This is a genomic window from Streptomyces sp. NPDC006512 (assembly GCF_040611935.1).
GTDB lineage: Bacteria > Actinomycetota > Actinomycetes > Streptomycetales > Streptomycetaceae > Streptomyces.
Genome location: NZ_JBEXPG010000050.1, coordinates 40,131 through 65,987, shown reverse-complemented (window position 1 = coordinate 65,987; position 25,857 = coordinate 40,131). Strand labels below are relative to the sequence as shown.

Here is a 25,857-nt window from a genome sequence, read left to right as displayed (position 1 = left end):
TAACCCCCACACCCCCCCCGTCCCCCCGTTCACCCCCCTCTCCGGGGCCCCCCCCCACCCCCCGCCCCCCCCCCCCGACAAAAACCCCCCGGGGGCCCCCCGGATAAGACCCCGGACCCGCCGCCGTCTGCCCGGGATTCAGATGTTGCGGTAGATGTCGCGGCGGTCGCCCACCTTGACGACGAGGATGACGAGCTCGCCGTCCAGGACTTGGTAGGCGATCCGGTAGCCGCCGACGCGGAGCCGGTACAGGCCGGAGGGGCCGGTGAGCTTCTTGATGTCGGCGTCCTCGCGGTACGGATCGTCTCCCAGCGTGGTCAGGGCGGCGAGGATCCGCATCGCTGCCGGCCTGTCGATCGCCCGGAGCTGCCGTTGCGCCGCGGTCGTGAACCGAAAGGCGTACTTCACGCCGCGCCGTCACCCCGTTCGCTGAACAGGTCGGCCAGCAGCTCGGCCATCGTCACGGTCGATCCGCCCTCGGCGAGTACCGCCTCCGCCTCGCGTGCGAGCAGCTCGTCTGCCGCCTCTTCGAGCGCGTTGAAGTCCGCGATGGGGACGAGGGCGGCCACCGGAGCACCGTTCCGCGTGATGATGGTCGGGGCGCCCTGCTCGGCACGGTTGATGTGGTCCGCAAGATGGGCGCGGGCTTCGCGCACGGTCACGGCGTTCTCATCACTCATGACAGCCAGTGTACGCGCGAACGTGTACACCTGCCGGGGTGCCGCGTACACGGGTGTGGGTTCACCGGTCAGCCGGACGGCATCGCCTGGTCCCTGGCCTGAGGCCGCGCGGGCGGCGCCCCGGCCGGCCGGGGCGCCGCTTTCGTCGTCAGATGCCGCGGGGCGCCTCGCGGCCGTCCCGTGGGGGTTTCGTGCCGCGGACCCAGTCCAGGCCGAAGCCGTACTGGCGGTCGATCATCTCGTGCACGTACCGGTCCCCGTCCGGCACGTACCAGTTCACCTCGCGGCGCACCGTCAGCGCGTCCCCGTCCGGGACCGCGCTCGCGATCGTGCAGCCCTGCGCTCCGGCCGGGGAGTCGTCCAGCAGGATCCGGCAGCCCGGGCCGGCCGGAGCGGTCACGTCGACGGTGGCCCCGAGACGGCGGAAGTCGGCGGAGCCCTCGTAGATGTAGACGAAGAACAGCAGACGGGCGAACCGCTCCCGGTGGGCCAGGTTCACCCGCAGCGTCTCCCCGTCCGAGGATCCGCCCGTGCGGTCGTCGTGGTCGAGCGCGAGGTACGGCCACTGCGTGAGCGAGCCGAAGTCCTCGCCCAGCGCCTGCACCACCGTCGCCCGGCCGTCCCGGAACTCCACGAGGGCGCACAGGTTCAGGTCCGCGCGGGCCGCCGGCAGCCAGTTCAGGTTCGCCTGCAACTGGCCCCGGCCCCGGATGCGGGCCTGCGGCGCGGCCCGCGTGAGCACGGGTGCGGCGCCCTCTTCACCGCGCAGCCGGATCACTCCGCGCGGCCGGTCGGCTGAGCCCATCTCTCCCCCGATCAGATGATGGAGGATCATATGACGGATCGTCGGGCTGGGCTATGATCCGAGCGCGCCGCCGCGGGCCGCCGCCCGGGCGCGCAGGGGGTGGGCCACGGCTTCGTACGGGTCGTGCGCAGGACGTACGGCCGCCCCGCATCTTCCATGGGGGTGGAAATGCCCGTTGGGGCACTCGCGACGGCGTCCACGGTCGCCGCGCAGCTCGACGACCTCGCCGCGCACCCGGGACTCGGTTCCCGGCGGGACGAGCTGACAGCACTCTCCGACGCCTTGCGGGGCCTCGGCGACGGGGACCTCGAACCCTGGACCGAACTGGACCTCCTCCAGGCCTTCGCCCGGGAGGAGAGCGTCCGGGCCGTCTTCGACGAGCAACCCGAACACCGGGCGTGGGCCTGGCTGGAAGTCGGCATCGGCTCCCTGGTGTTCCTGCCCCTGCTCCTCACCTGGCTCGGCCTCTCCCGCGCCACCAGCGCCTACGAAGCCCTCATCGGCGAGGACCCGGCCGCCGCGGGGCGCCCCTTCCTCCAGCTCTGGCAGTCCGGCTTCGAGGGCCGGCTCGCCGCCTGGTCCACCTTCGGTCACGTCGCCGGCTCCGCCACCGCGGTGATCTTCCTGCTGGTCCTGCTCGCCGCCGTCCACGGAGTGCGCCGCACCCGCACCGAACGCCGCTCCGACGACGCCCGCCGCACCGCCGACGACCTCCTCGCCCGGCTCGTCCCCGTACTGACCCGGGCCCAACTGCTCCTCAACGAGCAGCGGCTGTCCTCCCCGCAGCGCTTCGCCGCCGAACTCACCGCGGCCGCGGCCACCCTCGGCAAGCTCGGCGACAAGGCGGTCCGCGCCCACCGGCAGCTGAACACGGCCGTCACCGCCGTCTCCGAGGCCGTCGAGAACGCCGGCAGCCGCCTCGCCTCCGTCGACGCCGCCGTGCTCCCGCTGGAGCGGGCCGTCACCCGGGTCGAGACCGCCGTGGCGGCCAGCGGCGCGGAGGTCAGCAAGGCCGTGGAGGACGTGCGCGCCGTCAACGGCGAGGTGCGGGACGCGCTGGGCGCCGCCGGGGAGCGGGTCGAGGACTCGGTGACCGTACTCGCCGCCGCGCAGCGCTCGTTCACCACGGGGACCGAGGTCGCGGCGGACGTCTCGGCCCGCGTCCTCGACCGCCTCGGCGAGGTCACGGAGAGCACGGCCGAGGCGGTGGCGCTCTCGCAGCGGGCCGTCCTCGGGCTGGACGGGCAGACGGAGGCCCTGCGCCTGGCCGCCGAACGGTTCGCGGAACTCGCCGAGGCCGTGTCCCGGGCCGCCGCCGACTTCACGGCCGCGACCCCGGTGACCCCGGTAACCCCCATGACCCCAGCGGTCCCCGCGGCTGCGGGCCCGGCCGACGCGGTGCCGGCCGACGCGGCGCCGGCCGACGCGGGCCCGGTGGACGCGGTGCCGGTCCCGGCCGCCCCCGCGCCCGGTGTGAACCTGGGCAAGGCCGGGGACGGCCGTCACGAGCGGGCCGCGGACCAGGTCCCGGCGGACGCGCGATGACGACGCCGCGGCGGCCGCGGTTCAACCCGCTGACGCTCGCCGGCTGGCTGTTCGCCGACATGCTCCTGGTCCTGGCCCTGGTGGCGATGGGGGACCAGGGCGATCCGGTGAAGGCCGCGACGGCGAAGAAGCCGGCGGCCTCGCAGAGCCCCGACGCCTCCCCGAGCCCCTCGCCCACCCCCTCGGGACCCAGGGCCGTCGAGCGGCAGGCCGTGGAGCTCGCGTTCGACGCCTCCGCCTCCGACACGGACCGCATCGTGCGCCAGCTCCGCGAGAAGACGGAAGCCCACCGGGGCCGCACGGCCGCCTTCGTCCTCACCTTCGGCCGCAGCCCGGAGGTCGGCGCGGGCGTCGACTACGCCCGCCGCGTCAACTCCCTGCTGGCCCAGGCCCGTCCGGAGATGTTCACCGGCGCCACCACCCGGGACTTCTTCGTCCAGGGCCCCTCCGGCGGCCACGCGGAGCTCGAAATCTACTTCTACACCTACTGACTCCCCGGAGGCGCGAGACCGTGCAGATCCTTCCCTTCTACCTGGTGTGCGACGAGTCGGGCTCGATGGCCGGACCGTCGATCGACAGCATGAACAGCGCCCTGCCGGAGCTCCACCAGGAGATCAGCACCAACCCGACGGTCGCCGACAAGACCCGCTTCTGCCTGATCGGCTTCTCGGACGACGCCACCGTGCTCCAGCCCCTGGCCGACCTCAGCGACCTCGACACCCTCCCGGCCCTGTCCGCCGGCGGACTGACCGCGTACGGGCAGGCGTTCCGCACGCTGCTGCGCTGCATCGAGACGGACGTCGCCGCGCTCAAGGCGCAGGGCCACGAGGTGTACCGTCCGGTGGCCTTCTTCCTCTCCGACGGCGGCCCCACCGACGAGGACTGGACGCAGGCCCACAAGGAACTCGTCGAGGCGCGCTACCGGCCGAACATCATCGCCTTCGGCATCGGCGAGGCCGACCGGGCGACGATCGGGCACGTCGCGACCCTCCGGGCGTTCATCCAGGAGGACAAGAACGTGTCGCCCGCCGCGGCGCTGCGCGAGTTCGCCGCCAGCCTGACCCGGTCCATCGTGCGTTCGGCGAGCAGCATCGCCGCCAACGGCGACGACACGTTCAGCCTCGTCATCGACGAGAACGTCCTCGGTTTCAAGACCGTTCCGCTCGACAAGCTCTGAGGCGCGCCGTGCACCAGGAGACCACCGGTCCCGCGGACCGGTCCCCCCACCCGTACGCGTACCCGTACCCGCCCGGACCGGCGGTCGGGCCGCTCCCGCCCGCCCCGGCGCCGCCGCCGCTCCCGCCGGAGGACCCCGGGGCGTCCCCCGCCCCCGAGCCCGCGCCTGCGCCCGTTCCCGCGCCCGCCCCGGCCGTCGACCCCGCCCCGGCCCGCGCGGCCGAACCGGCCGACGCCGAACCGCCGACGCCGCCCGTCCCGCCGGCACCGCCCGTCCCGCCCGTGCCGCCGGTTCCGCCGGTTCCTCCCGTGCCTCCCGTGCCGCCGGTCGTGCCCGGCCCGCCCGTCGGGAGGCTCGGGGATCCGCCGTTCAGCGGGTCCAGGCCGCCGCTCTACCTCCCCCACCCCGGCCCCCCGGCCGCCGCCCGCGCGGACGCGGAGGCCGCGGCCGTGCCCGATACCGCCCTCGACGGCGCCGCGTACGGGCCGCTCACCGTGCGGGCCGCCTCCGTGCGGGGCGACCTCCACCGCTACCAGGCCGAGCCCCGCCAGGACTCCCTGGTCGTGGCCCGGCTCGGCGCCCCCGACGACGCCTCCGGGCTGCTCCTGCTGGGCGTCGCCGACGGGGTCGGCTCCGCACCCCGCTCGCACCTGGGCTCGGCCTTCGTCTGCCGGGAGGCCGTCCGCCTCCTCGACGAGTACGCCGGGGAACTGTCCGAATGCCTGCGCGCGGGCAACGAGAAGGCCCTGAGCGGGCTCGTCAACTCCGCCGTCGGCCGGATCGCCGACGGCCTCGTACGGACCGCCGAGGAGGCCGGGCACCGGCCCGGCGACTACGCGACCACCCTGCGCGTGCTGCTCGTCCCCGTGGACCCCGCCGTACGCGGCCGGCTGCTGCTCACCGTCGGCGACGGCGGCACGGCCCTGCTGCGCGACGGGGCCTGGCGGCTGGAGGTGGTGGGCGGCGCGCGGAGCCCCGGTACCGGGATCATCGACACCGGAACCGCCGCGCTGCCCTCCACCCGGTACGCCGAGGCCGACCTCGTCACCACCCTCCCCGGCGACGTCCTCGTCCTGTGCACGGACGGCCTGTCCGCGCCGCTCGGCGGGGACGAGGGCATCCGCGACTTCCTGGCCCGGGCCTGGGGCGGCGGGGCGCGGCCGCCGGGGCTCGCGGACTTCCTCTGGCAGCTCCAGTACCGGGTCAAGTCCTACGACGACGACCGCACCGCCGTGTGCCTGTGGGAGGCGAGCGCATGACCGTCGCCGACGGAGCCGACGTACCGCTCTCCTCGCTGCGGCCCCTGCGGAAGGTCGGCGACGGCGGCCAGGGCGAGGTGAGCACCCTGGAGGGGCTGCCCGGCCTGCTCTACAAGAGCTACCGCGAGCCGCACCGGGTCGCGGGCGACGCCCTGTCACGCCTGGTCTCCGTCCGCCTGGCCCTGACGCCGACGGAGCGGTTCCGGCTGGACGCCTCGGCGGCGTGGCCGCTGTGCCGGGTCGTCGACGCGGGCCGGGTCACCGGCTTCCTCATGCACGAGGCGCCCGCGTCCATGCGCTGGTCCGCCGGCGACGGCACGGAGCGGCTGACGGAGCTGGCGTTCCTGCTCCGCCCGGCCAAGCCGGCCTGGCAAGGGGTGCTCCAGCCGACGCCCGCCGAGCGGTACGCCCTGGTGAGCGCGCTCGTCGAACTGGTCGACGGGCTGCACGCGGCGGGCCTGGTCGTCGGGGACGTCTCGCAGGCCAACGTGCTGTGGACGGTCCGGCCCGAACCGGCCGTGTACCTGCTGGACTGCGACGGCATCCGGCTGAGCGGCAGCGCCCCGGTCCTGGCCCAGGCGGACACCCCCGACTGGAACGACCCGCTCGCACCGGCGGGGACGGTCACCGTCGACAGCGACCGCTACAAGGCGGCCCTCGCCCTCGGCCGGATCCTGGCCCAGGACCCGTACGTGGCCCCGGGCCGGCCGCTGACCCCGCTGCCCGGGGTGCTCGACGACGACCGCAAGGACGCCGCCGTCCGCGCCCTGTTCGCCCAGGCCGCCGGCGCCTACGGGACCCGCCCGGGCCTCGGACAGTGGCGGGTGGCCCTGGCGGGCCGACAGCAGATCAAACTGACGGCCGCGAAGCCCCGTACGAGGCCGGAACTGGACCCGTCGGCGCTCGAAGGACCGCGGACGCGCGGCAGCATCCGGCTCCGCGACTGATCCGCCGGGGCTCCGCCGGACCTCCAGCCTGGTGGGAGGATCGCGCTCCGCGCGAGAACCGTCGGCGCGACGGCAGTGCGGAGCCCGGAGGGAGCCACGAGGGAGCCCGGAGGGAGCCCCCGAGAGGCCTTCCGGGGGCCGAAAGTCCCACGGTCCACACCAACTTCGTGAAGTTCTTCACAAGGAAAAAGGGCCGGTGGACCCCCGATGAGGCCCCTTCGGGGGCGGCGGGCGGGGTTCACACGGGAGTTCGTGCGAAGTGTGGACACCGGGGGAGGCCCTCGGTAGGTATCCACGAACCCGGTGGTCTGGTCCGGATGAAGGCCTGGAGGCCAGTTCAGGACGGGTGAACAACGATTTCCGGTACACCCTGGTTCCCGTTCGACGCCATGATCTGGGTCACGTGGGTGGCGCAGTGTAGCAGAGGTCCGATGGCACCTTGTGAAGGGGCTCACGAGCGTCACCCCTTGGGGTGCTGGATACTCATTCTCATGAGCACCACGGAGCGTCCCAGGATCCTCGTTGTAGGAGGTGGGTACGTAGGCCTGTACGCAGCCAAGCGCATCATGAAGAAGATGCGTTACGGCGAGGCGACCGTCACGGTCGTCGACCCGCGCTCGTACATGACCTACCAGCCCTTCCTCCCCGAAGTGGCCGCAGGCAGCATCTCGCCTCGGCACGTCGTCGTCCCGCTGCGACGCGTGCTGCCCAAGGCAGAGGTTCTCACCGGCCGGGTCACGACCATCGACCAGGACCGCAAGGTCGCCGTCGTCACGCCGCTGGTCGGCGAGGCGTACGAGCTGCCTTTCGACTACCTGGTGATCGCGCTCGGCGCCGTCTCCCGCACCTTCCCGATCCCCGGCCTGGCCGAACAGGGCATCGGCATGAAGGGCGTCGAAGAGGGCATCGGCCTGCGCAACCACGTACTCGAACAGCTCGACAAGGCCGAGTCCACGACGGACGAGAACGTCCGCCGCAAGGCCCTCACCTTCGTCTTCGTCGGCGGCGGCTTCGCCGGTGCGGAGACCATCGGTGAGGTCGAGGACATGGCCCGCGACGCCGCGAAGTACTACGCCACGATCAAGCGCGAGGACATGCGCTTCGTCCTGGTCGACGCGGCCGACAAGATCCTCCCCGAGGTCGGGCCCAAGCTCGGCACCTGGGGCAAGGAGCACCTCGAGTCGCGCGGCATCGAGATCTACCTCAACACCTCCATGGACTCCTGCGTGGACGGCCACGTGGTGCTGAAGAACGGCCTGGAGGTCGACTCCAACACCATCGTGTGGACCGCCGGCGTCAAGCCGAACCCGGCGCTGGCCCGCTACGGCCTCCCGCTGGGCCCGCGCGGCCACGTCGACGCCGAGCCGACCCTCCAGGTCAAGGGCACGGACTACATCTGGACCGCGGGCGACAACGCCCAGGTTCCGGACGTCGCCGCCCGCAAGGCCGGCGTGGAGAACGCCTGGTGCCCGCCGAACGCCCAGCACGCGCTGCGCCAGGCCAAGGTCCTCGGCGACAACGTGATCTCCGGCATGCGGGGCTTCCCGCAGAAGGAGTACGCGCACTCCAACAAGGGCGCGGTGGCGGGTCTCGGCCTCCACAAGGGCGTCGCGATGATCGTCATGGGCAAGATGAAGATCAAGCTCAAGGGCCGGCTCGCCTGGTACATGCACCGTGGCTACCACGGCATGGCCATGCCGACCTGGAACCGCAAGATCCGCGTCTTCGCCGACTGGACCCTCGGCATGTTCCTCAAGCGCGAGGTGGTCTCCCTCGGAGCCCTCGAAACCCCGCGCGAGGAGTTCTACGAGGCCGCCAAGCCGGCGCCGGCCCCCGCGGCCGCCGCCGCACCGGCCGAGAAGGCCAAGGCCTCCTGACCCGGCGCAGCCCGGCAGGAACCTGAGCACGACCCGTACGTCCCCGAAGGGGCCGCCCGCCATCCGTGGTGCGGGCGGCCCCTTCGGCGTACCCGCCGGTACCTCCCCTGATTGACGCGCCGCCGAAGTGGGTAGGCCGTTCGGTCGGAACTTCTGGAGGTGCCTACGATGACCGACGCCGCGCCGCGGCTGGCCGCTCTTGCCGAAACCTTGCTGGGCGCCCCCCTGCCCGTCCGCATACGGGCCTGGGACGGAAGCGAAGCCGGCCCCGCCACCGGCCCCACCCTGGTCCTGGCGCACCGGCGCGCCCTGCGCCGCATGCTGTGGAAGCCGGGCGAACTGGGCCTGGCCCGCGCCTGGGTCGCCGGTGACCTGACCGTCGAGGGCGACCTCTTCGAACTGCTCGACCGGGTGGGGGGCCTGCTCTGGGAGCGGGAGCCCGCCCCGGCCGCCCCGCCCGCCCCGACACCGCCCACGGGGCTCGCCAAGCTCGCCGCCCTGCGCCCGTTCCTGCCCGCGCGGGCCTCCGGCGCCGTCGACACGGCCGCGTTACTCCGCGACCCGGCCGCACGGGCCGCCGTACGGGAACTCGTGACCATGGCCCGCCCGTGGCCCGCGCCCGCGCCGCCCGCCGAGGAGGCCGTGCGCGGCGGCGGACAGGCCCACACCAAGGGCCGCGACCGGCAGGCCATCAGCCACCACTACGACGTCGGCAACGAGTTCTACGAGCACGTCCTCGGGCCCTCGATGGTCTATTCGTGCGCCTACTGGACCCCGGGCGGCACCCTGGAGGACGCCCAGCGCGCCAAGCTCGACCTCGTCTGCCGCAAGCTCGGCCTCACCCCCGGCACCCGGCTCCTCGACGTGGGCTGCGGATGGGGCTCCATGGCCCTGCACGCGGCCCGCGAGTACGGCGTCCGGGTCACCGGCATCACCCTCTCCACGGAGCAGGCCGCGTACGCCCGCAAGCGCGTCGCGGAGGAGGGCCTGACCGACCGGGTCGAGATCCGGGTCCAGGACTACCGGGACGTCAAGGACGGCCCGTACGGGGCGATCTCCTCGATCGGCATGGCCGAGCACGTCGGCGCCGACCGCTACCGCGAATACGCCCGCACCCTGCACGCCCTGCTGGCCCCCGGCGGCCGGCTCCTGAACCACCAGATCGCCCGGCCCCCGGAGCCCGACGAAGAGGCGTACCGGATCGACGAGTTCATAGACGCCTACGTCTTCCCCGACGGGGAGCTCTCCCCGCTGGGCACCACCGTCGGCGAGCTGGAGCGGGCCGGGTTCGAGGTCCGCGACGTGGAATCGCTGCGCGAGCACTACGCGCTCACCCTGCGGGCCTGGGTGGCCCGGCTGGAGGAGCACTGGGGCGAGGCCGTACGGCTGACCTCGCCCGGCCGGGCCCGCGTCTGGCTGCTGTACATGGCGGCCTCCGCGCTCGGCTTCGAGCACGCCCGCCTCGGCGTGAACCAGGTCCTCGCGGTCCGGCCGCACCCGGGCGGCGCCTCGGAACTGCCGCTGCGCACCCGTACCTGGGGGGCGTAGCCCCGCCGCGGGCGGCGGACGACGGGAAGGGCCCCGGGGCGAACGCCCCGGGGCCCTTCCGTGTCCCTGCCGCCGTCCGGCGGGCTACTCGGTCTTGATCGCGGTCAGCATGTTCAGCCGGGCGGCGCTGCGGGCCGGCCACATGGCGGCCAGGACGCCGACCACCGCGGCCAGCAGGAGGAAGATGCCGATCCGGTCGTAGGGGAGGACCAGTTCGTAGTTCGGGACCGCCTTCGTGAGCGTGGTGCCGACGGCCCAGGCGAGGAAGACGCCGATGGCCACGCCGAGGACCGCGCCGAAGAGGGAGATCACCACGGCCTCCAGGCGGATCATGTTCTTGACCCGGCTCCGGTCGAGGCCGATCGCCCGCAGCATCCCGATCTCCTGGGTCCGCTCGAAGACGGACATCGCCAGGGTGTTGACCACGCCGAGCACCGAGATGATCAGCGCCATGCCGAGCAGGCCGTACATGATGTTCAGCGCCGTGTTGACGATGCCGCCCATCTCGTTGCGCATGTCCTGCTGGGTGGCGACCGTCATCGCCGGGTTCTTGCCGAGGGCGTCGACGACGGCCTGCTGGTTCGCCTTGGACTCCCCGCCGGCGGTGCTGACGTACACCTCGCGGATGTACTGGTCCTCGTTGTGCTGGGCCAGGATCTTGTTGTCGAGGACGTACGGGGAGAGCAGGCCTTCGAGGTCCTCGTAGACCGCGCCGACCTTCAGGGCGCCCTTCTGGCCGTCGTCGAACTTGACGTCGAACGTGGAGCCGGCGGTCAGCTTCTGGTTCTTCGCGGTGCTCTCGGCGACCGCGACCTCGCCCCGGGCCAGGCTGTCCAGCGAACCGCTGAGGACCTTGATGTTCAGCAGCCGGCCGATGGTGGCCGGGTTGACGCCGGAGGCCGACCGGAAGCTCTCGCCGACCTTGAAGTAGCCCTCCGCCTGCGGGGAGACGGCCGTGACGCCGGGGGCCTTGGCCAGGGTCTCGGCGACGGTCTTGTCCAGGCTGCCGATGCCGCCGGACATGGTGACCTTGTAGTCCGCCTTGAGCTTGTCCGTGCTCATCCGGTCCACGGCCTTGCCCATGGTGATGCCGAGCACCGACATGGTGGTGACGAGGGTCAGGCCGATGGCGAGCGAGGCGGCGGTGACGGCGGTGCGGCGCGGGTTGCGCACGGCGTTCTGCGCGGCCAGCTTGCCGGGGACGCCGAAGACCTTCTGCAGCGCCGGGCGGACGGCCGCGATGACCGGCTTGGAGAGCAGGGGCAGCAGCACGATCATGCCGAGGAGCATGAAGAACGCTCCGCCGCCGATGACCATGCGGCCGTCGCTGCCCATGGACACGCCGAGGAAGACCACGCCGATGCCGACGGCGCTGATGACGCAGCCGAGCACGTTGCGCAGGACCAGCGACTTGGCGCTGGCCGGCAGGTGGGCGCTGCCCATGGCGGCGACCGGGGCGATGCGGCCGGTGCGCCAGGCGGGCAGCAGGGCGGCGAGGGTGGTGACGAGGACGCCGATGACCAGGGCCGCGACGATGGTGCCCGGGGCGATCACGAGGTCGCCGCCGGGGATCTTGGCGCCGAACGAGTCCATCAGGGACCGCATGCCGGTCGCCAGGCCGATGCCGCTGACCAGGCCGATGGCGGCCGAGAGGGCGCCGACGACCAGGGCCTCGGCGAGCACCGAGCGCATGACCTGGCCGCGGTTGGCGCCGACGGCGCGCAGCAGGGCCAGTTCCTTGGTCCGCTGGGTGACCAGCATGGTGAAGGTGTTGTAGATCAGGAAGACGCCGACGAAGAGGGAGATGCCGGCGAAGGCGAGCAGCATGGTGCTCATGCCGCTCATCTGCTTCTTGATGTTCTCGGCCTGCTCGGCGGCGAGGGCGGCGCCGGTCTGGGCGGTGACGTTCTTGGCGCCGAGGAGGGGCTTGACGTCGGCGAGGAGCTGGTCGGCGGAGGTGCCGGCCTGGGCGCTGATCGACAGCTCGTCGTAGAAGCCGGGCTGGAGGTACAGCCGCTGGGCGACCTCGGTGTCGAAGAGCACCAGGCTGCCGCCGGCGTTGACGGAGCCGTCCTCGGTGGTGAAGACGCCGGTGAGGACGAACTCGCGGACCGGGCCGTTGGTGGCGACGCGGACCTTGTCGCCGACCTTGTACTTGCCCTTGGCGGCGGTCTCCTTGTCGAGGGCGATCTGGTCGTCCTTGGCCGGTGCGGCGCCGGCGGTGAAGTCGTAGCGGGGGTCCTTGCCGTCCTTGGCGGGGGCGAAGTTGGAGCCCTTGTTGGCCCAGCCCGAACCGATCAGCTTGCCGTCCTCGTCGCCGACGCCGGCGAAGCCGGACACGCGGCCGGAGACGGCGTCGACGCCCTTGACTCCCCTGACCTTGTCGAGGGTCTGCCGGCTGATGCCGGGGTCGCCCTCCTTCTGGCCCTCCTCGTTGCGGCCCTGGCCGTACGAGGTGACGGAGACGGCGACGCCGTCGTAGCTCTTGGCCGACTGGCCGGACAGGGACTTGCTGAGGGTGTCGGTGAAGACGAGGGTGCCGGAGACGAAGGCGACGCCGAGGGTGACGGCGAGGACCGTCATCAGCAGCCTGGCCTTGTGCGCGAGGACGTTGCGCAGGGCGGTACGGAACATGGGGATCTCAGTCCTGGGGCTGGAAGTCTGGAGGAGGGCTTCGTGGCTCGGGGAGTCCCCGGTCAGCTGGTGCGGCCCTTGGCGTCGAAGGCCTTCATCCGGTCGAGCACGCCGTCGGCGGTGGGCTGCGCCATCTCGTCGACGATCCGGCCGTCGGCGAGGAAGATGACGCGGTCGGCGTAGGAGGCGGCGACCGGGTCGTGGGTGACCATGACGACGGTCTGGCCGAGCTCGCGCACCGAGTTGCGCAGGAAGCCGAGGACCTCGGCGCCGGAGCGCGAGTCGAGGTTTCCGGTCGGCTCGTCACCGAAGATGATCTCGGGGCGGGAGGCCAGGGCGCGGGCCACGGCCACGCGCTGCTGCTGGCCGCCGGAGAGCTGGGTCGGGCGGTGGGAGAGCCGCTCGGAGAGGCCGACCATCGCGATCACGGTGTCCAGCCACTGCTGGTCGGGCTTGCGGCCCGCGATGTCCATGGGCAGCGTGATGTTCTCCAGGGCCGTCAGGGTCGGCAGCAGGTTGAAGGCCTGGAAGATGAAGCCGATCTTGTCCCGGCGCAGCTGGGTCAGCTGCTTGTCCTTGAGGGTGCCGAGCTCGGTCTCGCCGATGCGGACCGAGCCGGAGGAGAAGGTGTCCAGCCCGGCGACGCAGTGCATCAGGGTGGACTTGCCCGAGCCGGAGGGGCCCATGATCGCGGTGAACTGGCCCTGGGCGAAGTCGACGGAGACGTTGTCCAGCGCGACCACCTGGGTCTCGCCCTGGCCGTACACCTTGGACAGCTGCGTGGCGCGGGCGGCCACGGCCTGGATGGTGTGCGGGGCGTAGTTCATGGCGGTCAAGGGGGGACTCCTGTCGGGCGGACTGCGAACTGCGGGACGCTTCCCATCCTCACGGCGCCCCTACGGGTTCCGGATCAGCCGCGGTGCCCGTTCGCAGGCCCACTGGAGTCTGACCGGGCGTCCGCCCGCCTCCTCCTTTGGTATGACACCGGCCCCGGGCGGCCCCGGCCGCCGCCGCGCGGACCGGGGTGGCGGCCGGGGTGGCCCGGGGTGGCGGAGGGGGTGGCGGGGCGGCGGCGGGGCGGCGGCGAAATTACGTCAATCCCGGTCCTGCGACCGGTGTCCCCAGGAGCGGTGCCCACCGTGACTTATCGGCCCTGACGCCCACTCAATCGCCAATAAAATCAGACAACATCGGATAGACGGCCGTCTGGGGCGGAGGGTGTTACGGATAGGCTCGCGTCAGCGTTCAAGGCTTTTCCACGGGGGCCCGCGGCGCCTTGCCCGGATGGTGGAATGCAGACACGGCGAGCTTAAACCTCGCTGGCCCTCGGGCCGTGCCGGTTCAAGTCCGGCTCCGGGCACTCAGCAGGCGTTCCGTTTATCCTCTGCGCCCCACCGCGCCTTCTCCTAAGATCCTCCTCCAGCAGTAGGGTGCTTTCTTTGCGAGCGCATTACTCTTGACGCAAGGCTGCGCACGGTGGCCATGGAGGAGTGAGATGAGGAGCAGTAACCCGGTCTTCTCGCGACGGGGGTTCAGCCGCGACAACGGCGGCTACGCGGGCTTCGAGGCGCAGCACGCGCAGGCCGGGACCGCGACCAACCCGTACGCGACGAATCCGTACGCCACCGACCCCACCACGGGGATGCCGGCGGCGCCGGTCAACAGCAACGCCATGACCATGGACGACGTCGTGAGCCGTACGGCCATGACGCTCGGCACCCTGATCGTCACGGCGACGCTCGCCTGGATCTTCCTTCCGGTCGACCCGGAGAACATCAACGCGTCGTACGCCATCGGCATCGGCGCGATGCTCGTCGCGTTCGTCTTCGCGATGATCCAGTCCTTCAAGCGCAAGGCCTCGCCGGCGGTCATCCTCGCCTACGCGGCCTTCGAGGGCGTCTTCCTCGGTGTGATCAGCTCGGCCACCAGCACGTACTTCGGTGCCGGTGTGGTCATCCAGGCCGTCATGGGCACGATGTGCGTCTTCGCGGGCGTCCTCTTCGCCTACAAGATGCGCTGGATCCGCGTCACCCGCCGCTTCACCGGCTTCGTGATGGCCGCGGCCGTCGGCTTCATGCTGCTGATGCTGGCCAACCTGCTGGTCTCGCTCTTCGCGGGCGGCGACGGCCTCGGCTTCCGCAGCGGCCCCCTGGGCATCCTGTTCGGCGTCGTCGGCATCATCCTCGGCGCCTGCTTCCTCGCCCTCGACTTCAAGCAGGTCGAGGACGGCGTGGCCTACGGCGCCCCGCGCGACGAGGCCTGGCTGGCCGCCTTCGGCCTCACCACGACCCTGGTGTGGATCTACATCGAGATGCTCCGCATCTTCCAGATCCTCTCGGGCGACGACTAGCCGGACCGCCTCACGGCACCCACGGCACCACAGCACGGGGAAGGCCCCGCGAGCACACTGCTCGCGGGGCCTTCCCGCGTTCCGGAACGGACAGCGTCAGAACGGACAGCGTCAGAACGGACAGGGAGTCGGGGCCGGGGGTGAGGGCTCAGCCGAACCGGCGGGCGGCTCTGCGCAGGTCGTACTCGTGGATGATCGCCTTGGCCTGGCCGTGTGACAGGTCGTGCGCGCCGAGCAGCCAGCTGACCTTCTCCTCGAACCGGAGGAGGGACGGACCCTCGTCGACGGCGCGGAGCCAGTCGGACAGCTCACGACCGGTGGTCTGGGGAATTCTGTCGATCATGTTGCGGTGGGTCTGTTCGGAGAACTCTACGGACATGGGCGCCTCCGGAGGTATCGCCGTGCTGTTCTCTTCACGTCACCGTGCCGGAGAGTTCGCCTGTTGGCAATGGCGCCGGAGCGGCGCGTAAGGTCGGCCGGGTGCTCGATACCTCACCCCTGACCGCAGCCGTGGAACGATTCGCCGACCGCCTGCGGGCCGCCCCGCAGAGCCGCCTCCAGCGCGGCGCGGCGGCCGAGGGGCTGGCCCTGGCCCGGGAGCTCGCCGTACGGGCACAGCGGCTGGAGGAGCCCGCAGGGGCGGCTCCGGAGCGCGTGGTGCCGGACGCGGGGATCTTCGTCGTGGGGGACCAGCTGTCGGTGACGGGCCTGGACCTCGCCGAGGCGCTGCGCGCCCGCGCGGCGGGCCCGGACACGGGAACGGCCCCGTCCGTGCTGCTGGACGAGGCCGTGGCGCTGGTGGAGCGGGCGGAAGTCAGAGCGATGCGATGACGCGGTCCGCGAGGATGTAGACGTTGCTGTCCGGGTCCTCGGCGTCCCCGCAGGAGAAGGTCAGCGCGTAGGCGCCGGAGATGCCCGAGCCGCCCAGCAGGACCGGCGCGGTGCCCGCCCGCAGGGCCTCGGAGAGGCGCTCCGCCGTCTCCCGGTGCCCCGGGGTCATGCACAGCGTCGTGCCGTCCGTGAAGACGTACACGTCCAGCGTGCCCAGCGGGCCGGGGCGGACGTCCGCGAGGGCCGTACGGGCCTCCGCGAGCTCCTCCAGCCGGTTCACCGTGCGCTCGTGGTCGGCGCCGTGGTGCGACTGGACCGGCACGAAGTCGGGGTGCGAGGGGTGGCGCCGGCGGGCGGCGGCCAGTTCGGCCGAATCCTCCGGGTACTCGTCGGCGAGGTCGTCGCCGAGCACCGGCTCCAGCCCCACCAGGTCCGCCTGCCGGGGCAGGAAGACCGGGCTGTCCTCGCCGAGCCCGGGCAGCCCGCCCAGCAGCGAGGGGGCGTCGGCGGCGTCACGGGCCTCCTGCGCGGCCCAGAAGGCCCGCGCCTCGGCCAGCTCCCGCTCCCGCTCCTCGGCGAGGGCTTCGGCGACGGCGGCTCGTATCTCCGCGGCGGGGGACTCCACGGCGTGGCGGGCGTGCGGGACGGCCGCGGCGCGCGCACGGACGGCCGGCATCGCCAGCTCACCGCGCAGGGCGGTGACCTGCTTGCGCAGTCCGTGTACGGCGTGCAGCGCAGCAGCGCCCACGGCCGTGGCAGCGGCCGTGGTCAGCAGCAGGGCAAGAGACATGGCGCTCACTGACTAACTCCTGATTGATTCGATCCCCCGACTTCCTACATCAGCTTGTCCTCTGCTGGGAATGGCGTGCAGTGCATTACGTCATGAATTGGACAGGTCTTTCGTCCTTGGGCCGCCAGGGGGATGGCGTCTGACCTGGGCAAATGCCGATCCCCCAGGACAAAGGTCACATCCTGGGGGAGATTCGGTCACAGCTCGGCCGCGACGGGGTTAGATTTCATGTCAGTACAGCGCATCGATCTAGAGGATCCCTTGCGGCGTCAGGGGTTCCGGCTTGATCGCTGGTGGGAGGGGGTCACGCCCAGGTCGGGCGCAACCAAACCATCACCCTCCGCTACGGCTCAGCTGAGGCGCTCCGATCTTGTGGTCGCGCCTGGCTTCGCCACCGCTGCGGGCAGGTGCCGTCCCTCGTGCCTCGGGGCGGCCCCTACCCTCCGCTACGGCTCAGCTCAGGCGCTCGATGACCATGGCCATGCCCTGGCCGCCGCCCACGCACATCGTCTCCAGGCCGAACTGCTTGTCGTGGAACTGGAGGCTGTTGATCAGGGTTCCGGTGATGCGCGCACCGGTCATCCCGAACGGGTGACCGACGGCGATGGCCCCGCCGTTGACGTTCAGCTTGTCCAGCGGGATCTCCAGGTCCCGGTAGGACGGGATGACCTGGGCGGCGAAGGCCTCGTTGATCTCGAACAGGTCGATGTCGCCGACGGTCAGGCCGGCCCGCTTCAGGGCCTGCTTGGACGCCTCGACCGGGCCCAGGCCCATGATCTCGGGGGAGAGGCCGGTGACGCCCGTGGAGACGATCCGCGCGAGCGGGGTCAGGCCCAGGTCCCGTGCCTTCGTGTCGCTCATGATGACGAGCGCGGCGGCGCCGTCGTTCAGCGGGCAGCAGTTGGCGGCCGTGATCAGCCCGTCCGGACGGAAGACCGGCTTCAAGCCCTGAACGCCCTCCAGCGTGACGCCGGCGCGCGGGCCGTCGTCCGCGGAGACGACCGTGCCGTCCGGGGTGGTGACCGGGGTGATCTCGCGGGCCCAGAAGCCGTTCTTGATGGCTTCCTCGGCCAGGTTCTGGGAGCGGACGCCGAACTCGTCCATGTCCTGGCGGGTCACGCCCTTCAGGCGGGCCAGGTTCTCGGCGGTCTGGCCCATCGAGATGTACGCGTCCGGCACCAGGCCGTCCTCGCGCGGGTCGTGCCAGGAGGCGCCCGTGCTCTGCGCGACCTCGGCCGTACGGGCCTCCGCGTCGGCGAAGAACGGGTTGTGGGTGCCCGGCATGCCGTCCGAGGAGCCGTTCACGAACCGGGAGACGGTCTCGACGCCCGCGGAGATGAAGACGTCGCCCTCGCCCGCCTTGATGGCGTGCAGGGCCATCCGGGAGGTCTGGAGGGACGAGGAACAGTAGCGGGTGACGGTGAGGCCCGGCAGGTGGTCCATGCCCATCTGCACGGCCACGATGCGGCCCAGGTTGTGGCCCTGCTCGCCGCCCGGGAGGCCGCAGCCCAGCATCAGGTCGTCGATCTCGCGCGGGTCCAGCCCGGGCACCTTGGCGAGCGCGGCCTGGATGATCTGCGCGGTCAGGTCGTCCGGGCGGACGTCCTTGAGCGACCCCTTGCCGGCGCGCCCGATGGGAGAGCGGGCGGTGGAAACGATGACGGCTTCGGGCATCGGGACTCCAAGGGGTGCGTCGTTGCGGGACCGCATGCGAAGTTACCGCCCCGTACGGTCGAGGTCACGGGCCACGGCATGTGATGCGGGTCGCTCCGCAGGTCCCGGAGCCGAGGACACCGCCCCCGGGACGCCCCGGCGCCCTCCCGCACCCCCTCCGCGGGGTCAGGCCGTTTCCGAGACCGGGGCCGGCGGGGACGCGGCCGGCGGGAGCTCCTCGCCCGCGACCCGGCGTCTGCGCCGGTGCTTGAGCAGCGCCCACGGACCGCGGGCCGGCGTGACCTCCGTACCGGCCTCGCCCGCCGCCGCGGACGCCGCCTTCGCGACCGGCAGCATGTCCTCGTCCCGCGACACGTCCAGCCGGTCGGACTCCGGCCACAGGCCCAGCGCCGCGCACAGTGTCGGCAGTATGGCCATCGCGGCGGTCGCGTACCCCTCCGCCGACGGGTGGTAGGAGTCGGGCCCGAACATCTCCCGCGGGTTCGCCGCGAACTCCGGCCCCAGCAGGTCGCCCATCGAGATCGTGCGGGCCCCCAGGGCCAGCACCCCGATCGTCTGCGCCGCCGCCAGCTGCCGCGACACCCGCCGGGCCATCCAGCGCAGCGGCTGGTAGACCGGCTCGATCGTGCCCAGGTCCGGGCAGGTCCCCACGACGACCTCGGAGCCCGCCAGCCGCAGCCTGCGCACCGCCGCCGTCAGCAGCCGCACCGACTGCGTCGGCGGCATCCGCCGCGTCACGTCGTTCGCCCCGATCATGATCACGCACACGTCCGGCGGCGGCGCGTCCCCGTCCAGCAGCAGTCCCACCTGCCGGTCCAGGTCGTCCGACATCGCCCCGGACAGCGCCACGTTCCGCAGCTCCACCGGCCGCTCCGCCACCGCGGCCAGCCCCGACGCCAGCAGCGCCCCCGGAGTCTGGCGGGCCCGCCGCACCCCCAGGCCGGCCGCCGTGGAGTCGCCCAGCATGCCCATCCGCAGCGGCCCGGGGCTCAGCTCGGGCCCGCCGAACTCGCTCCCGTACAGGCCGTCCGCCCGCGGCGGATCCGGCAGACCCGTACCCACGGTCCGCTTCGCGAACTGGACCTCCGCCAGCACCAGACCCACCGCGGCGACCCCGACGAGCCCCAGCCCGCCCCCGCCGTACGCCGCGCCCGCCGCGATCCGGCGGGCCGTCCTCGCCCTGGACACCCTTCAAGCCACCTCGCTCTGCTGTCTGGTCCCGATGACCTACCTGCCCCGTAGTGCAGGTCGGCCAATCCCTTTCCGCATACTCTGGCCGGACCTCCCGGAGAACCCGTGGAGTCCCCTCCTTGGAGAACATGGTGCAATTCCACGACTCGATGATCAGCCTCGTCGGCAACACCCCGCTGGTGAAGCTCAACCGTGTGACCGAAGGCCTGCAGGCCACCGTCCTTGCGAAGGTCGAGTACTTCAACCCCGGTGGATCCGTGAAGGACCGGATCGCCGTCCGGATGATCGAGGCCGCCGAGCAGAGCGGTGCCCTCAAGCCCGGCGGCACCATCGTGGAGCCGACCAGCGGGAACACCGGCGTAGGACTCGCCATCGTGGCCCAGCAGAAGGGCTACAAGTGCATCTTCGTCTGCCCTGACAAGGTGTCCGCGGACAAGATCAACGTGATGCGCGCGTACGGCGCCGAGGTCGTGGTCTGCCCGACCGCCGTCGACCCCGAGCACCCGGACTCGTACTACAACGTCTCGGACCGCCTCGCGCGCGAGCCCGGCGCCTGGAAGCCCGACCAGTACAGCAACCCGAACAACCCCCGTTCGCACTACGAGACCACCGGCCCCGAGCTGTGGGACCAGACGGACGGGAAGATCACCCACTTCGTCGCGGGCGTCGGCACCGGCGGCACGATTTCCGGCACCGGCAACTACCTCAAGGAGGTCAGCGGCGGGAAGGTCAAGGTCATCGGCGCCGACCCCGAGGGCTCGGTCTACTCCGGCGGGTCCGGCCGCCCGTACCTCGTCGAGGGCGTCGGCGAGGACTTCTGGCCCACCGCCTACGACCCGAACGTGACCGACGAGATCATCGCGGTGTCCGACAAGGACTCCTTCCAGATGACCCGCCGCCTCGCCAAGGAGGAGGGTCTCCTCGTCGGCGGTTCCTGCGGCATGGCCGTCGTCGCCGCGCTGCGCGCCGCCGAGGGCCTGGGCCCGGACGACGTCGTCGTCGTCCTGCTGCCCGACAGCGGCCGCGGCTACCTCAGCAAGATCTTCAGCGACGAGTGGATGGCGGGGCACGGCTTCCTGGAGGAGGCGGGCCCGGCCGCGCGCATCGGCGACGTGCTCAACGACAAGGAGGGCGGCATCCCCTCCCTCGTCCACATGCACCCGGAGGAGACCGTCGGGCAGGCCATCGAGGTGCTGCGCGAGTACGGCGTCTCCCAGATGCCGATCGTCAAGCCCGGCGCCGGCCACCCCGACGTCATGGCCGCCGAGGTCATCGGCTCCGTCGTCGAGAAGGAGCTCCTCGCGGCGCTCTTCGCCCAGCGGGCCTCCCTCGGCGACCCGCTGGAGAAGCACATGAGCTCCCCGCTGCCGCAGGTCGGCTCCGGCGAACCCGTCTCCGAGCTGATGGCGGTGCTCGGCGAGGCCGACGCGGCGATCGTGCTCGTCGAGGGCAAGCCCACCGGCGTCGTCAGCCGCCAGGACCTCCTCGCGTTCCTCGCCAAGGGCTCCAAGTAGCCCCACGGCGACCGGCCGGCCCGGCGGACCGGGGCCACGTGCCCCCGCCCGCCGGGCCGGCCCGTTTCCGGCCGGTTTCCGGCAGGTCGCGCAAACGGTACGGGCCCGACACGTCACGGCAGCACCCGCTTAACACGCGTTCGGCACAGTGGGTGTCGTCGGCAGGAAGGACCGGGAAACCGGACGAATCTCCCGCCGGCGTCACGAACGGCGTCTGCGCGCCTCCGGAGCGGCTCCCGGACCACGCGGACGCCAAGGACGCGGCCGGCCCTGACCCGGCCCGTGTCCCTCGCGGGGACCGCCGTCGTCCCGCCCCCCGGGCAACCGGGGGTGCGGCGGTCCCCGCCATATCCTTTTCCGGGTCCCGCCGCCTCCGGGCGCTCGCGGCCGACCGGTCGGAGTCAGTCCAGGGGGCTCTTCTCGCGGCGCCCCAGGGGGCGTTTCGACGCGTGGACGAAGTTCACGCCCAGGATGCCCGCCCAGGCGACGAGGAGGCCGCTCAGGTGGGCCTGCGTCGCGGCGATCGCCGACAGGGGGATCGCGAGGACGAGGGTGATGACCGCGAAGCCGAAGCGTTCCCCGAAGTTCCCGACGGCCGTGGCCGCCGGATCGGGGACGCCGCCGCGGGCCGCGAGCAGGCGTTCCTCCGCGAGCCGGCGCCGGACCTGCGTGTCGACCTTCTCCACGAACGACTCCACGAGCGCCGCCTCGTACTCCGGCCCGAGCTCCCGCCGGGCATCGAGGGCGGCGCCGAGTTCCTTCTTCAGCTCTTCGGCCTGGGGGGAGTGCTCTGTCATTCCCCCACCGTAGGAACCGCCGCGGCGCCGGGCACTGGGGCTATCCCCCGTATCCGCTCCGGGTCCGGATCGCGGGCGCGGCTTGCCGAGCTGCATAACCACATGCAGAGTGCACCGTGACTGAATATCTCACCGGGGACGGGACGGAGGGGACGGCGATGAGCGACAGCCCGGCCGCACGGCTGCAGAAGCTGTTCGAGGGGCACCGGCTGACGCCGACCCAACGGCGGATCGCCCACTGCATGGTGCGCGGGGCGGCGGAGGTGCCGTTCCTGTCCAGCGTGGAACTCGCCGAACTGGCCGGAGTGAGCCAGCCGTCCGTGACCCGGTTCGCGGTGGCCCTCGGCTTCGACGGCTACCCGGCCCTGCGCCGCCACCTGCGCGAGGTCGCCCCCGCCGGGCAGGAACCCGCCCCGCGGGAGGACTCGTACAACGAGTACCAGCAGGCCGTCCAGGGCGAGATCGAGAACCTGCGGCGGCTCGCCGCGATGCTCGCCGACCCCGCGCCCGTCGAGGAGGCCGGCCGGCTGCTCGCCGCGTCCGCGCCGCTGCCGGTGCTCGGGCTGCGGGCGGCGTCCTCGCAGGCCCGCGGCTTCGCGTACTTCGCCGCCAAGGTGCACCCCGACGTACGGCTCCTCGACGAGGGCGGCTCCATGCTCGCCGACCGCATCGACGCGGCCGCCACGGCCGGCGCCTCGGCTCTGCTGTGCTTCGCGCTGCCCCGCCACCCCCGCGAGGTGGTCGAGGCCCTGGACCACGCGCGGGCCGCCGGTCTGACCGTCGTCACCGTCGCCGACTCGGCCTTCGCGCCCGTCGCCCGGCACTCGGACCTGCTGATCCCCGCGCCCGTCGGCACCGGACTGGCCTTCGACACCGCCTGCGCGCCGATGCTCCTCGGCCGGGTGCTGCTGGAGGCCATGGCCGACGCCCTGCCCGACGCGCAGGCCCGACTGGAGGCCTTCGACACCCGGGCCGCGGCCCGCGGCCTCTTCGTGGAGTGACGGCCGCTACAGGAGCGCGTCCCGGTGGCCGGCGCCCGCCTCCGCGGTGATCTCCGCCAGGGACTGCGCCGGCCGGGCCACCGAGAAGCGGATCCCGCCGTCGGGGCCGGACGCGAAGCCGTGGACGGCCGGGCGCGGCAGGCTGTTGTAGCCGTAGTGCGCGGTGAAGAAGTACGCGCCCGTGTCCGGGACGCCGATCAGGTCGCCCGGGGCCAGTTCCGGCAGCTCCCGGGCCGTGGCCAGGACGTCCCCCGCGAAGCAGGCCGGGCCCGCGATGTCCTGGGCGAGCGGCGGGCCGGACTTCGGGGCGCCCTTCGCGTCGTACGGCAGGATCCGCAGCGGCCAGGACGCCGGGGCGTACACCGTGCGGGTGGCCAGCTGGACGCCCGCGTGCGTGACGGCGATCGGGCGGCCGCCGCTCGTCTTCGTGTACTCGACCCGGGCCAGCACCAGGCCGTGCTTGGCCAGCAGTGACCGCCCGAACTCCGTGACCAGCCCGTACGAGCCGTCGAACAGCGCCGGGACGGCCTCCCGCAGGGCCGCCACGTACGCGGCGTACGTCGGGGCGTGCTCGTCGGAGGCGAAGTTCACCGGCAGGCCGCCGCCGATGTCGAGGGTGTCGATCTGCCGCCGCCCCACCGCCGCGTTGACCTCCTCGGCCAGCGCGTGCACCTCCCGCACCCCGCGCGCGATCAGCGGCAGCGGCAGGCCCTGCGACCCGGAGTGGGTGTGCAGCCGGGTCACCCAGGGCCGGTCCGCGCAGGCCCGCACCAGCCAGGCCCGGGCTCCCGGATCGCGCAGCGGGAAGCCGAACTTGGAGGTGGCGGTGGCCGTCGACAGGGCGTCGATGGCTCCCGCGCCCGTCTGCGGGTTGATCCGCAGTCCGACCGGGGGAAGGGCACCGGCCGTGGCCGCCAGCGCGTCCAGGCGCTCCAGTTCCTGCCGGTTGTCGGCGTTGACGGCGATGCCCAGGGCCAGCGCCTCGCGCAGTTCGGCCTCCGTCTTGGCGGGGGAGTCCAGGACGGTGTCCGCGGGCCGGACCCCGGCCGCGCGGGCCAGCGCCAGCTCGCCGGGGCTGGCCACCTCGCAGCCGATCCCGGCGTCGCGCAGCAGCCGCAGTACCGGGACCAGGGGGGCGGCCTTCACCGCGAAGGCGTGCAGGACGGGCGTACCGGGCGCCACGGCGGCCGCGAACGCGCCGGTCAGGGCGGCGGCGGAGGCCCGGATGCCGGCCACGTCCAGCAGGCACACCAGCGGCTCGCGGTCCAGCAGTCCCGCGCCGACCGCGGCCCGTACGGCCCGGTCGCGCAGCGCGGAGGCCTCGTGGGCCCTGAAGGGCTCCTGGGGCTCCTGGGGCTCGTCGGGCTCGTCTGCGGAAGGGGTCGCCGTGTGCGTCTCGGGAGCCATGCCCGCCATCCCATCATCCGGCGGGACCGCCCGCAGCTGTTGACTGGATCTATTCATGCGGCGAGGATGTGAATGGATTGACCAACACCGTCAGGAGGCACCCGCCATGTCAGGACCCCGCCCCGTACGGGCAGCGCGAGGCACCGAGCTCAGCACCCTGGGATGGCAGCAGGAGGCCGCCCTGCGGATGCTGCAGAACAACCTCGACCCCGAGGTCGCCGAGCACCCCGACAAGCTGGTCGTCTACGGCGGCACCGGCAAGGCCGCGCGCGACTGGCGCTCGTACGACGCGATGGTGCGCACGCTGCGGACCCTCAAGCAGGACGAGACGATGCTCGTCCAGTCCGGCCGCCCGGTCGGCGTGATGCAGACCCACGAGTGGGCGCCGCGCGTCCTGCTCGCGAACTCCAACCTGGTCGGCGACTGGGCCAACTGGGAGGAGTTCCGCCGCCTGGAGCACCTCGGCCTGACCATGTACGGGCAGATGACGGCCGGTTCGTGGATCTACATCGGCACCCAGGGCATCCTCCAGGGCACCTACGAGACCTTCGCGGCCGTCGCCGCGAAGAAGTTCGGCGGCACCCTCGCGGGCACCATCACCCTCACCGCCGGCCTCGGCGGCATGGGCGGCGCCCAGCCGCTGGCCGTGACGATGAACGACGGCGTCGCCATCTGCATCGACGTCGACCCGCGCGCGATCGAGCGCCGCATCGAGCACCGCTACCTCGACGTGAAGGCGGACGACCTCCGCCACGCCCTCCAGCTGGCCGTCGAGGCCCGCGACGCCCGCAAGCCGCTGTCCATCGGCCTCCTCGGCAACGCCGCCGAGCTGCTCCCGCAGATGCTCGCCGAGGGCGCGCCCGTCGACATCGTCACCGACCAGACGAGCGCCCACGACCCGCTCGCCTACCTCCCCGTCGGCGTCGCCTTCGACGACATGGCCGACCTCGCGGCCAAGGACCCGGCGGGCTTCACCACCCGGGCCCGCGAGTCCATGGCCCGGCACGTCGAGGCCATGGTCGGCTTCATGGACGCCGGCGCCGAGGTCTTCGACTACGGCAACTCCATCCGCGGCGAGGCCCAGCTGGCCGGCTACGACCGCGCCTTCGCCTTCCCCGGCTTCGTCCCCGCCTACATCCGCCCCCTGTTCTGCGAGGGCAAGGGCCCCTTCCGCTGGGCGGCCCTGTCCGGCGAGGCCTCGGACATCCACAAGACCGACAAGGCGATGCTGGAGCTGTTCCCGGAGAACGAGTCCCTGCACCGCTGGATCAAGATGGCGGGCGAGCGGGTCCACTTCCAGGGCCTGCCCGCGCGCATCTGCTGGCTCGGCTACGGCGAGCGCGACAAGGCGGGCGAGCGCTTCAACGAGATGGTCGCCGACGGCACCCTCGCCGCGCCCCTGGCCATCGGCCGCGACCACCTCGACTGCGGCTCGGTGGCCTCCCCCTACCGGGAGACCGAGGCCATGCTCGACGGCTCCGACGCCATCGCCGACTGGCCGCTGCTCAACGCCATGGTCAACGTCGCCTCCGGCGCCTCCTGGGTGTCCATCCACCACGGCGGCGGCGTCGGCATGGGCCGCTCCATCCACGCCGGCCAGGTCACCGTCGCCGACGGCACCCCGCTCGCCGGCGAGAAGATCCGCCGCGTCCTCACCAACGACCCCGGAATGGGCGTCATCCGCCACGTCGACGCCGGCTACGACATCGCCGAGACGGTGTCCGACGAGCGCGGCGTCCGCGTCCCGATGCGGGAGGGTGACTCCGCGTGAGCCACGGTTCCTTCCCCGGCCCCCGGGGCGAGACCCCGGGGGCCGGGGGGGCCGGTTTC

At 72.6% G+C, this 25,857-nt stretch carries 23 protein-coding genes and 1 tRNA gene; 13 read left to right on the top strand and 11 right to left on the bottom strand.

The features are described 5' to 3' along the window. Positions 1–138: 138 nt before the first annotated feature. The 3 genes from ABZZ17_RS29275 to ABZZ17_RS29265 form a co-directional block, all read right to left on the bottom strand. A complete protein-coding gene (locus ABZZ17_RS29275) occupies positions 139–408 on the bottom strand; it encodes a type II toxin-antitoxin system RelE/ParE family toxin (protein ID WP_356880285.1) in 270 nt (89 codons plus the stop codon). Beyond that, positions 405–680, bottom strand: coding sequence for a type II toxin-antitoxin system Phd/YefM family antitoxin (locus ABZZ17_RS29270; RefSeq protein WP_031150838.1), 276 nt, complete (start codon positions 678–680; stop codon positions 405–407). Before ABZZ17_RS29270 ends, ABZZ17_RS29275 begins: the two co-directional genes overlap by 4 nt. Before the next feature lie 148 nt (positions 681–828). After that, positions 829–1,515, bottom strand: coding sequence for a tellurium resistance protein TerA (locus ABZZ17_RS29265; RefSeq protein ID WP_356880283.1), 687 nt, complete (start codon positions 1,513–1,515; stop codon positions 829–831). A 138-nt stretch (positions 1,516–1,653) separates the two neighbouring features. On the opposite strand from ABZZ17_RS29265, the gene ABZZ17_RS29260 reads away from it, so the two are divergent. The 7 genes from ABZZ17_RS29260 (at position 1,654) to ABZZ17_RS29230 (ending at position 9,838) form a co-directional block, all read left to right on the top strand. Further along, the gene (locus tag ABZZ17_RS29260) at positions 1,654–3,030 is read left to right on the top strand and encodes a methyl-accepting chemotaxis protein (protein ID WP_356880281.1); all 1,377 of its coding nucleotides are present in this window, start codon (positions 1,654–1,656) and stop codon (positions 3,028–3,030) included. Next, positions 3,027–3,521, top strand: coding sequence for a hypothetical protein (locus tag ABZZ17_RS29255; protein ID WP_356880279.1), 495 nt, complete (start codon positions 3,027–3,029; stop codon positions 3,519–3,521). The genes ABZZ17_RS29260 and ABZZ17_RS29255 overlap by 4 nt, the downstream gene beginning before the upstream one ends. Before the next feature lie 20 nt (positions 3,522–3,541). Further along, on the top strand, positions 3,542–4,207 hold the full coding sequence (locus tag ABZZ17_RS29250; protein WP_356880277.1) for a VWA domain-containing protein: 666 nt from the start codon (positions 3,542–3,544) through the stop codon (positions 4,205–4,207). A gap of 8 nt (positions 4,208–4,215) precedes the next feature. Further along, positions 4,216–5,466: a protein phosphatase 2C domain-containing protein gene (locus tag ABZZ17_RS29245; RefSeq protein WP_356880275.1), complete on the top strand. Its 1,251-nt coding sequence runs from the start codon at positions 4,216–4,218 to the stop codon at positions 5,464–5,466. Further along, positions 5,463–6,413, top strand: coding sequence for a hypothetical protein (locus ABZZ17_RS29240; RefSeq protein ID WP_356880273.1), 951 nt, complete (start codon positions 5,463–5,465; stop codon positions 6,411–6,413). Before ABZZ17_RS29245 ends, ABZZ17_RS29240 begins: the two co-directional genes overlap by 4 nt. A 491-nt stretch (positions 6,414–6,904) precedes the next feature. Further along, positions 6,905–8,290 carry an NAD(P)/FAD-dependent oxidoreductase gene (locus ABZZ17_RS29235; RefSeq protein WP_356880271.1) on the top strand — a complete coding sequence of 462 codons (1,386 nt, stop codon included), beginning with the start codon at positions 6,905–6,907 and terminating at the stop codon, positions 8,288–8,290. Between the two features lie 168 nt (positions 8,291–8,458). Continuing rightward, positions 8,459–9,838: a cyclopropane-fatty-acyl-phospholipid synthase family protein gene (locus ABZZ17_RS29230; RefSeq protein ID WP_356880269.1), complete on the top strand. Its 1,380-nt coding sequence runs from the start codon at positions 8,459–8,461 to the stop codon at positions 9,836–9,838. An 84-nt stretch (positions 9,839–9,922) separates the two neighbouring features. Here the strand turns inward: ABZZ17_RS29230 and ABZZ17_RS29225 are convergent, their stop codons facing one another. Beyond that, entirely contained in the window at positions 9,923–12,472 is a 2,550-nt protein-coding gene (locus tag ABZZ17_RS29225; protein ID WP_356880267.1) for an FtsX-like permease family protein, read from the bottom strand. A 62-nt stretch (positions 12,473–12,534) separates the two neighbouring features. Beyond that, a complete protein-coding gene (locus ABZZ17_RS29220) occupies positions 12,535–13,299 on the bottom strand; it encodes an ABC transporter ATP-binding protein (protein WP_356880295.1) in 765 nt (254 codons plus the stop codon). 451 nt (positions 13,300–13,750) lie between these two features. On the opposite strand from ABZZ17_RS29220, the gene ABZZ17_RS29215 reads away from it, so the two are divergent. Both ABZZ17_RS29215 and ABZZ17_RS29210 read left to right on the top strand, forming a co-directional pair. After that, positions 13,751–13,832 (top strand) — tRNA-Leu (locus ABZZ17_RS29215). Between the two features lie 135 nt (positions 13,833–13,967). After that, entirely contained in the window at positions 13,968–14,822 is an 855-nt protein-coding gene (locus ABZZ17_RS29210; RefSeq protein WP_356880265.1) for a Bax inhibitor-1/YccA family protein, read from the top strand. Between the two features lie 148 nt (positions 14,823–14,970). On the opposite strand, the gene ABZZ17_RS29205 is transcribed toward ABZZ17_RS29210, so the two are convergent. After that, a complete protein-coding gene (locus ABZZ17_RS29205) occupies positions 14,971–15,201 on the bottom strand; it encodes a DUF4287 domain-containing protein (protein WP_356880263.1) in 231 nt (76 codons plus the stop codon). A gap of 101 nt (positions 15,202–15,302) precedes the next feature. Here ABZZ17_RS29205 and ABZZ17_RS29200 point away from each other — a divergent pair, with 101 nt between their 5' ends. Then, the gene (locus tag ABZZ17_RS29200; protein WP_356880261.1) at positions 15,303–15,653 is read left to right on the top strand and encodes a hypothetical protein; all 351 of its coding nucleotides are present in this window, start codon (positions 15,303–15,305) and stop codon (positions 15,651–15,653) included. Here the strand turns inward: ABZZ17_RS29200 and ABZZ17_RS29195 are convergent. From ABZZ17_RS29195 to ABZZ17_RS29185, 3 genes are all read right to left on the bottom strand, one after another. Continuing rightward, positions 15,637–16,443 (bottom strand): hypothetical protein, encoded by an 807-nt coding sequence (locus ABZZ17_RS29195; protein ID WP_356880293.1) that lies wholly within the window; start codon positions 16,441–16,443, stop codon positions 15,637–15,639. The genes ABZZ17_RS29200 and ABZZ17_RS29195 overlap by 17 nt on opposite strands. A gap of 453 nt (positions 16,444–16,896) precedes the next feature. Then, positions 16,897–18,117, bottom strand: coding sequence for an acetyl-CoA C-acetyltransferase (locus ABZZ17_RS29190; RefSeq protein WP_356880259.1), 1,221 nt, complete (start codon positions 18,115–18,117; stop codon positions 16,897–16,899). A 165-nt stretch (positions 18,118–18,282) separates the two neighbouring features. After that, complete coding sequence (locus ABZZ17_RS29185) at positions 18,283–19,305, bottom strand: SGNH/GDSL hydrolase family protein (RefSeq protein WP_356880257.1); 1,023 nt, start codon at positions 19,303–19,305, stop codon at positions 18,283–18,285. Between the two features lie 134 nt (positions 19,306–19,439). On the opposite strand from ABZZ17_RS29185, the gene ABZZ17_RS29180 reads away from it, so the two are divergent. Continuing rightward, positions 19,440–20,822: a cystathionine beta-synthase gene (locus tag ABZZ17_RS29180; protein WP_356880291.1), complete on the top strand. Its 1,383-nt coding sequence runs from the start codon at positions 19,440–19,442 to the stop codon at positions 20,820–20,822. Positions 20,823–21,223: 401 nt separating this feature from the next. Here the strand turns inward: ABZZ17_RS29180 and ABZZ17_RS29175 are convergent, their stop codons facing one another. Beyond that, positions 21,224–21,619, bottom strand: a complete 396-nt coding sequence (locus ABZZ17_RS29175; protein ID WP_356880255.1) for a hypothetical protein — start codon at positions 21,617–21,619, stop codon at positions 21,224–21,226. Between the two features lie 158 nt (positions 21,620–21,777). Between ABZZ17_RS29175 and ABZZ17_RS29170 the strand changes: the two genes are divergently transcribed. Then, entirely contained in the window at positions 21,778–22,620 is an 843-nt protein-coding gene (locus tag ABZZ17_RS29170) for a MurR/RpiR family transcriptional regulator (protein WP_356880253.1), read from the top strand. A 6-nt stretch (positions 22,621–22,626) separates the two neighbouring features. Here the strand turns inward: ABZZ17_RS29170 and ABZZ17_RS29165 are convergent, their stop codons facing one another. Beyond that, complete coding sequence (locus ABZZ17_RS29165) at positions 22,627–24,027, bottom strand: diaminopimelate decarboxylase (RefSeq protein WP_356880251.1); 1,401 nt, start codon at positions 24,025–24,027, stop codon at positions 22,627–22,629. Positions 24,028–24,133: 106 nt separating this feature from the next. Between ABZZ17_RS29165 and hutU the strand changes: the two genes are divergently transcribed. Next, positions 24,134–25,798 (top strand): urocanate hydratase, encoded by a 1,665-nt coding sequence (hutU, locus tag ABZZ17_RS29160; RefSeq protein ID WP_356880249.1) that lies wholly within the window; start codon positions 24,134–24,136, stop codon positions 25,796–25,798. Positions 25,799–25,857 lie beyond the last annotated feature (59 nt).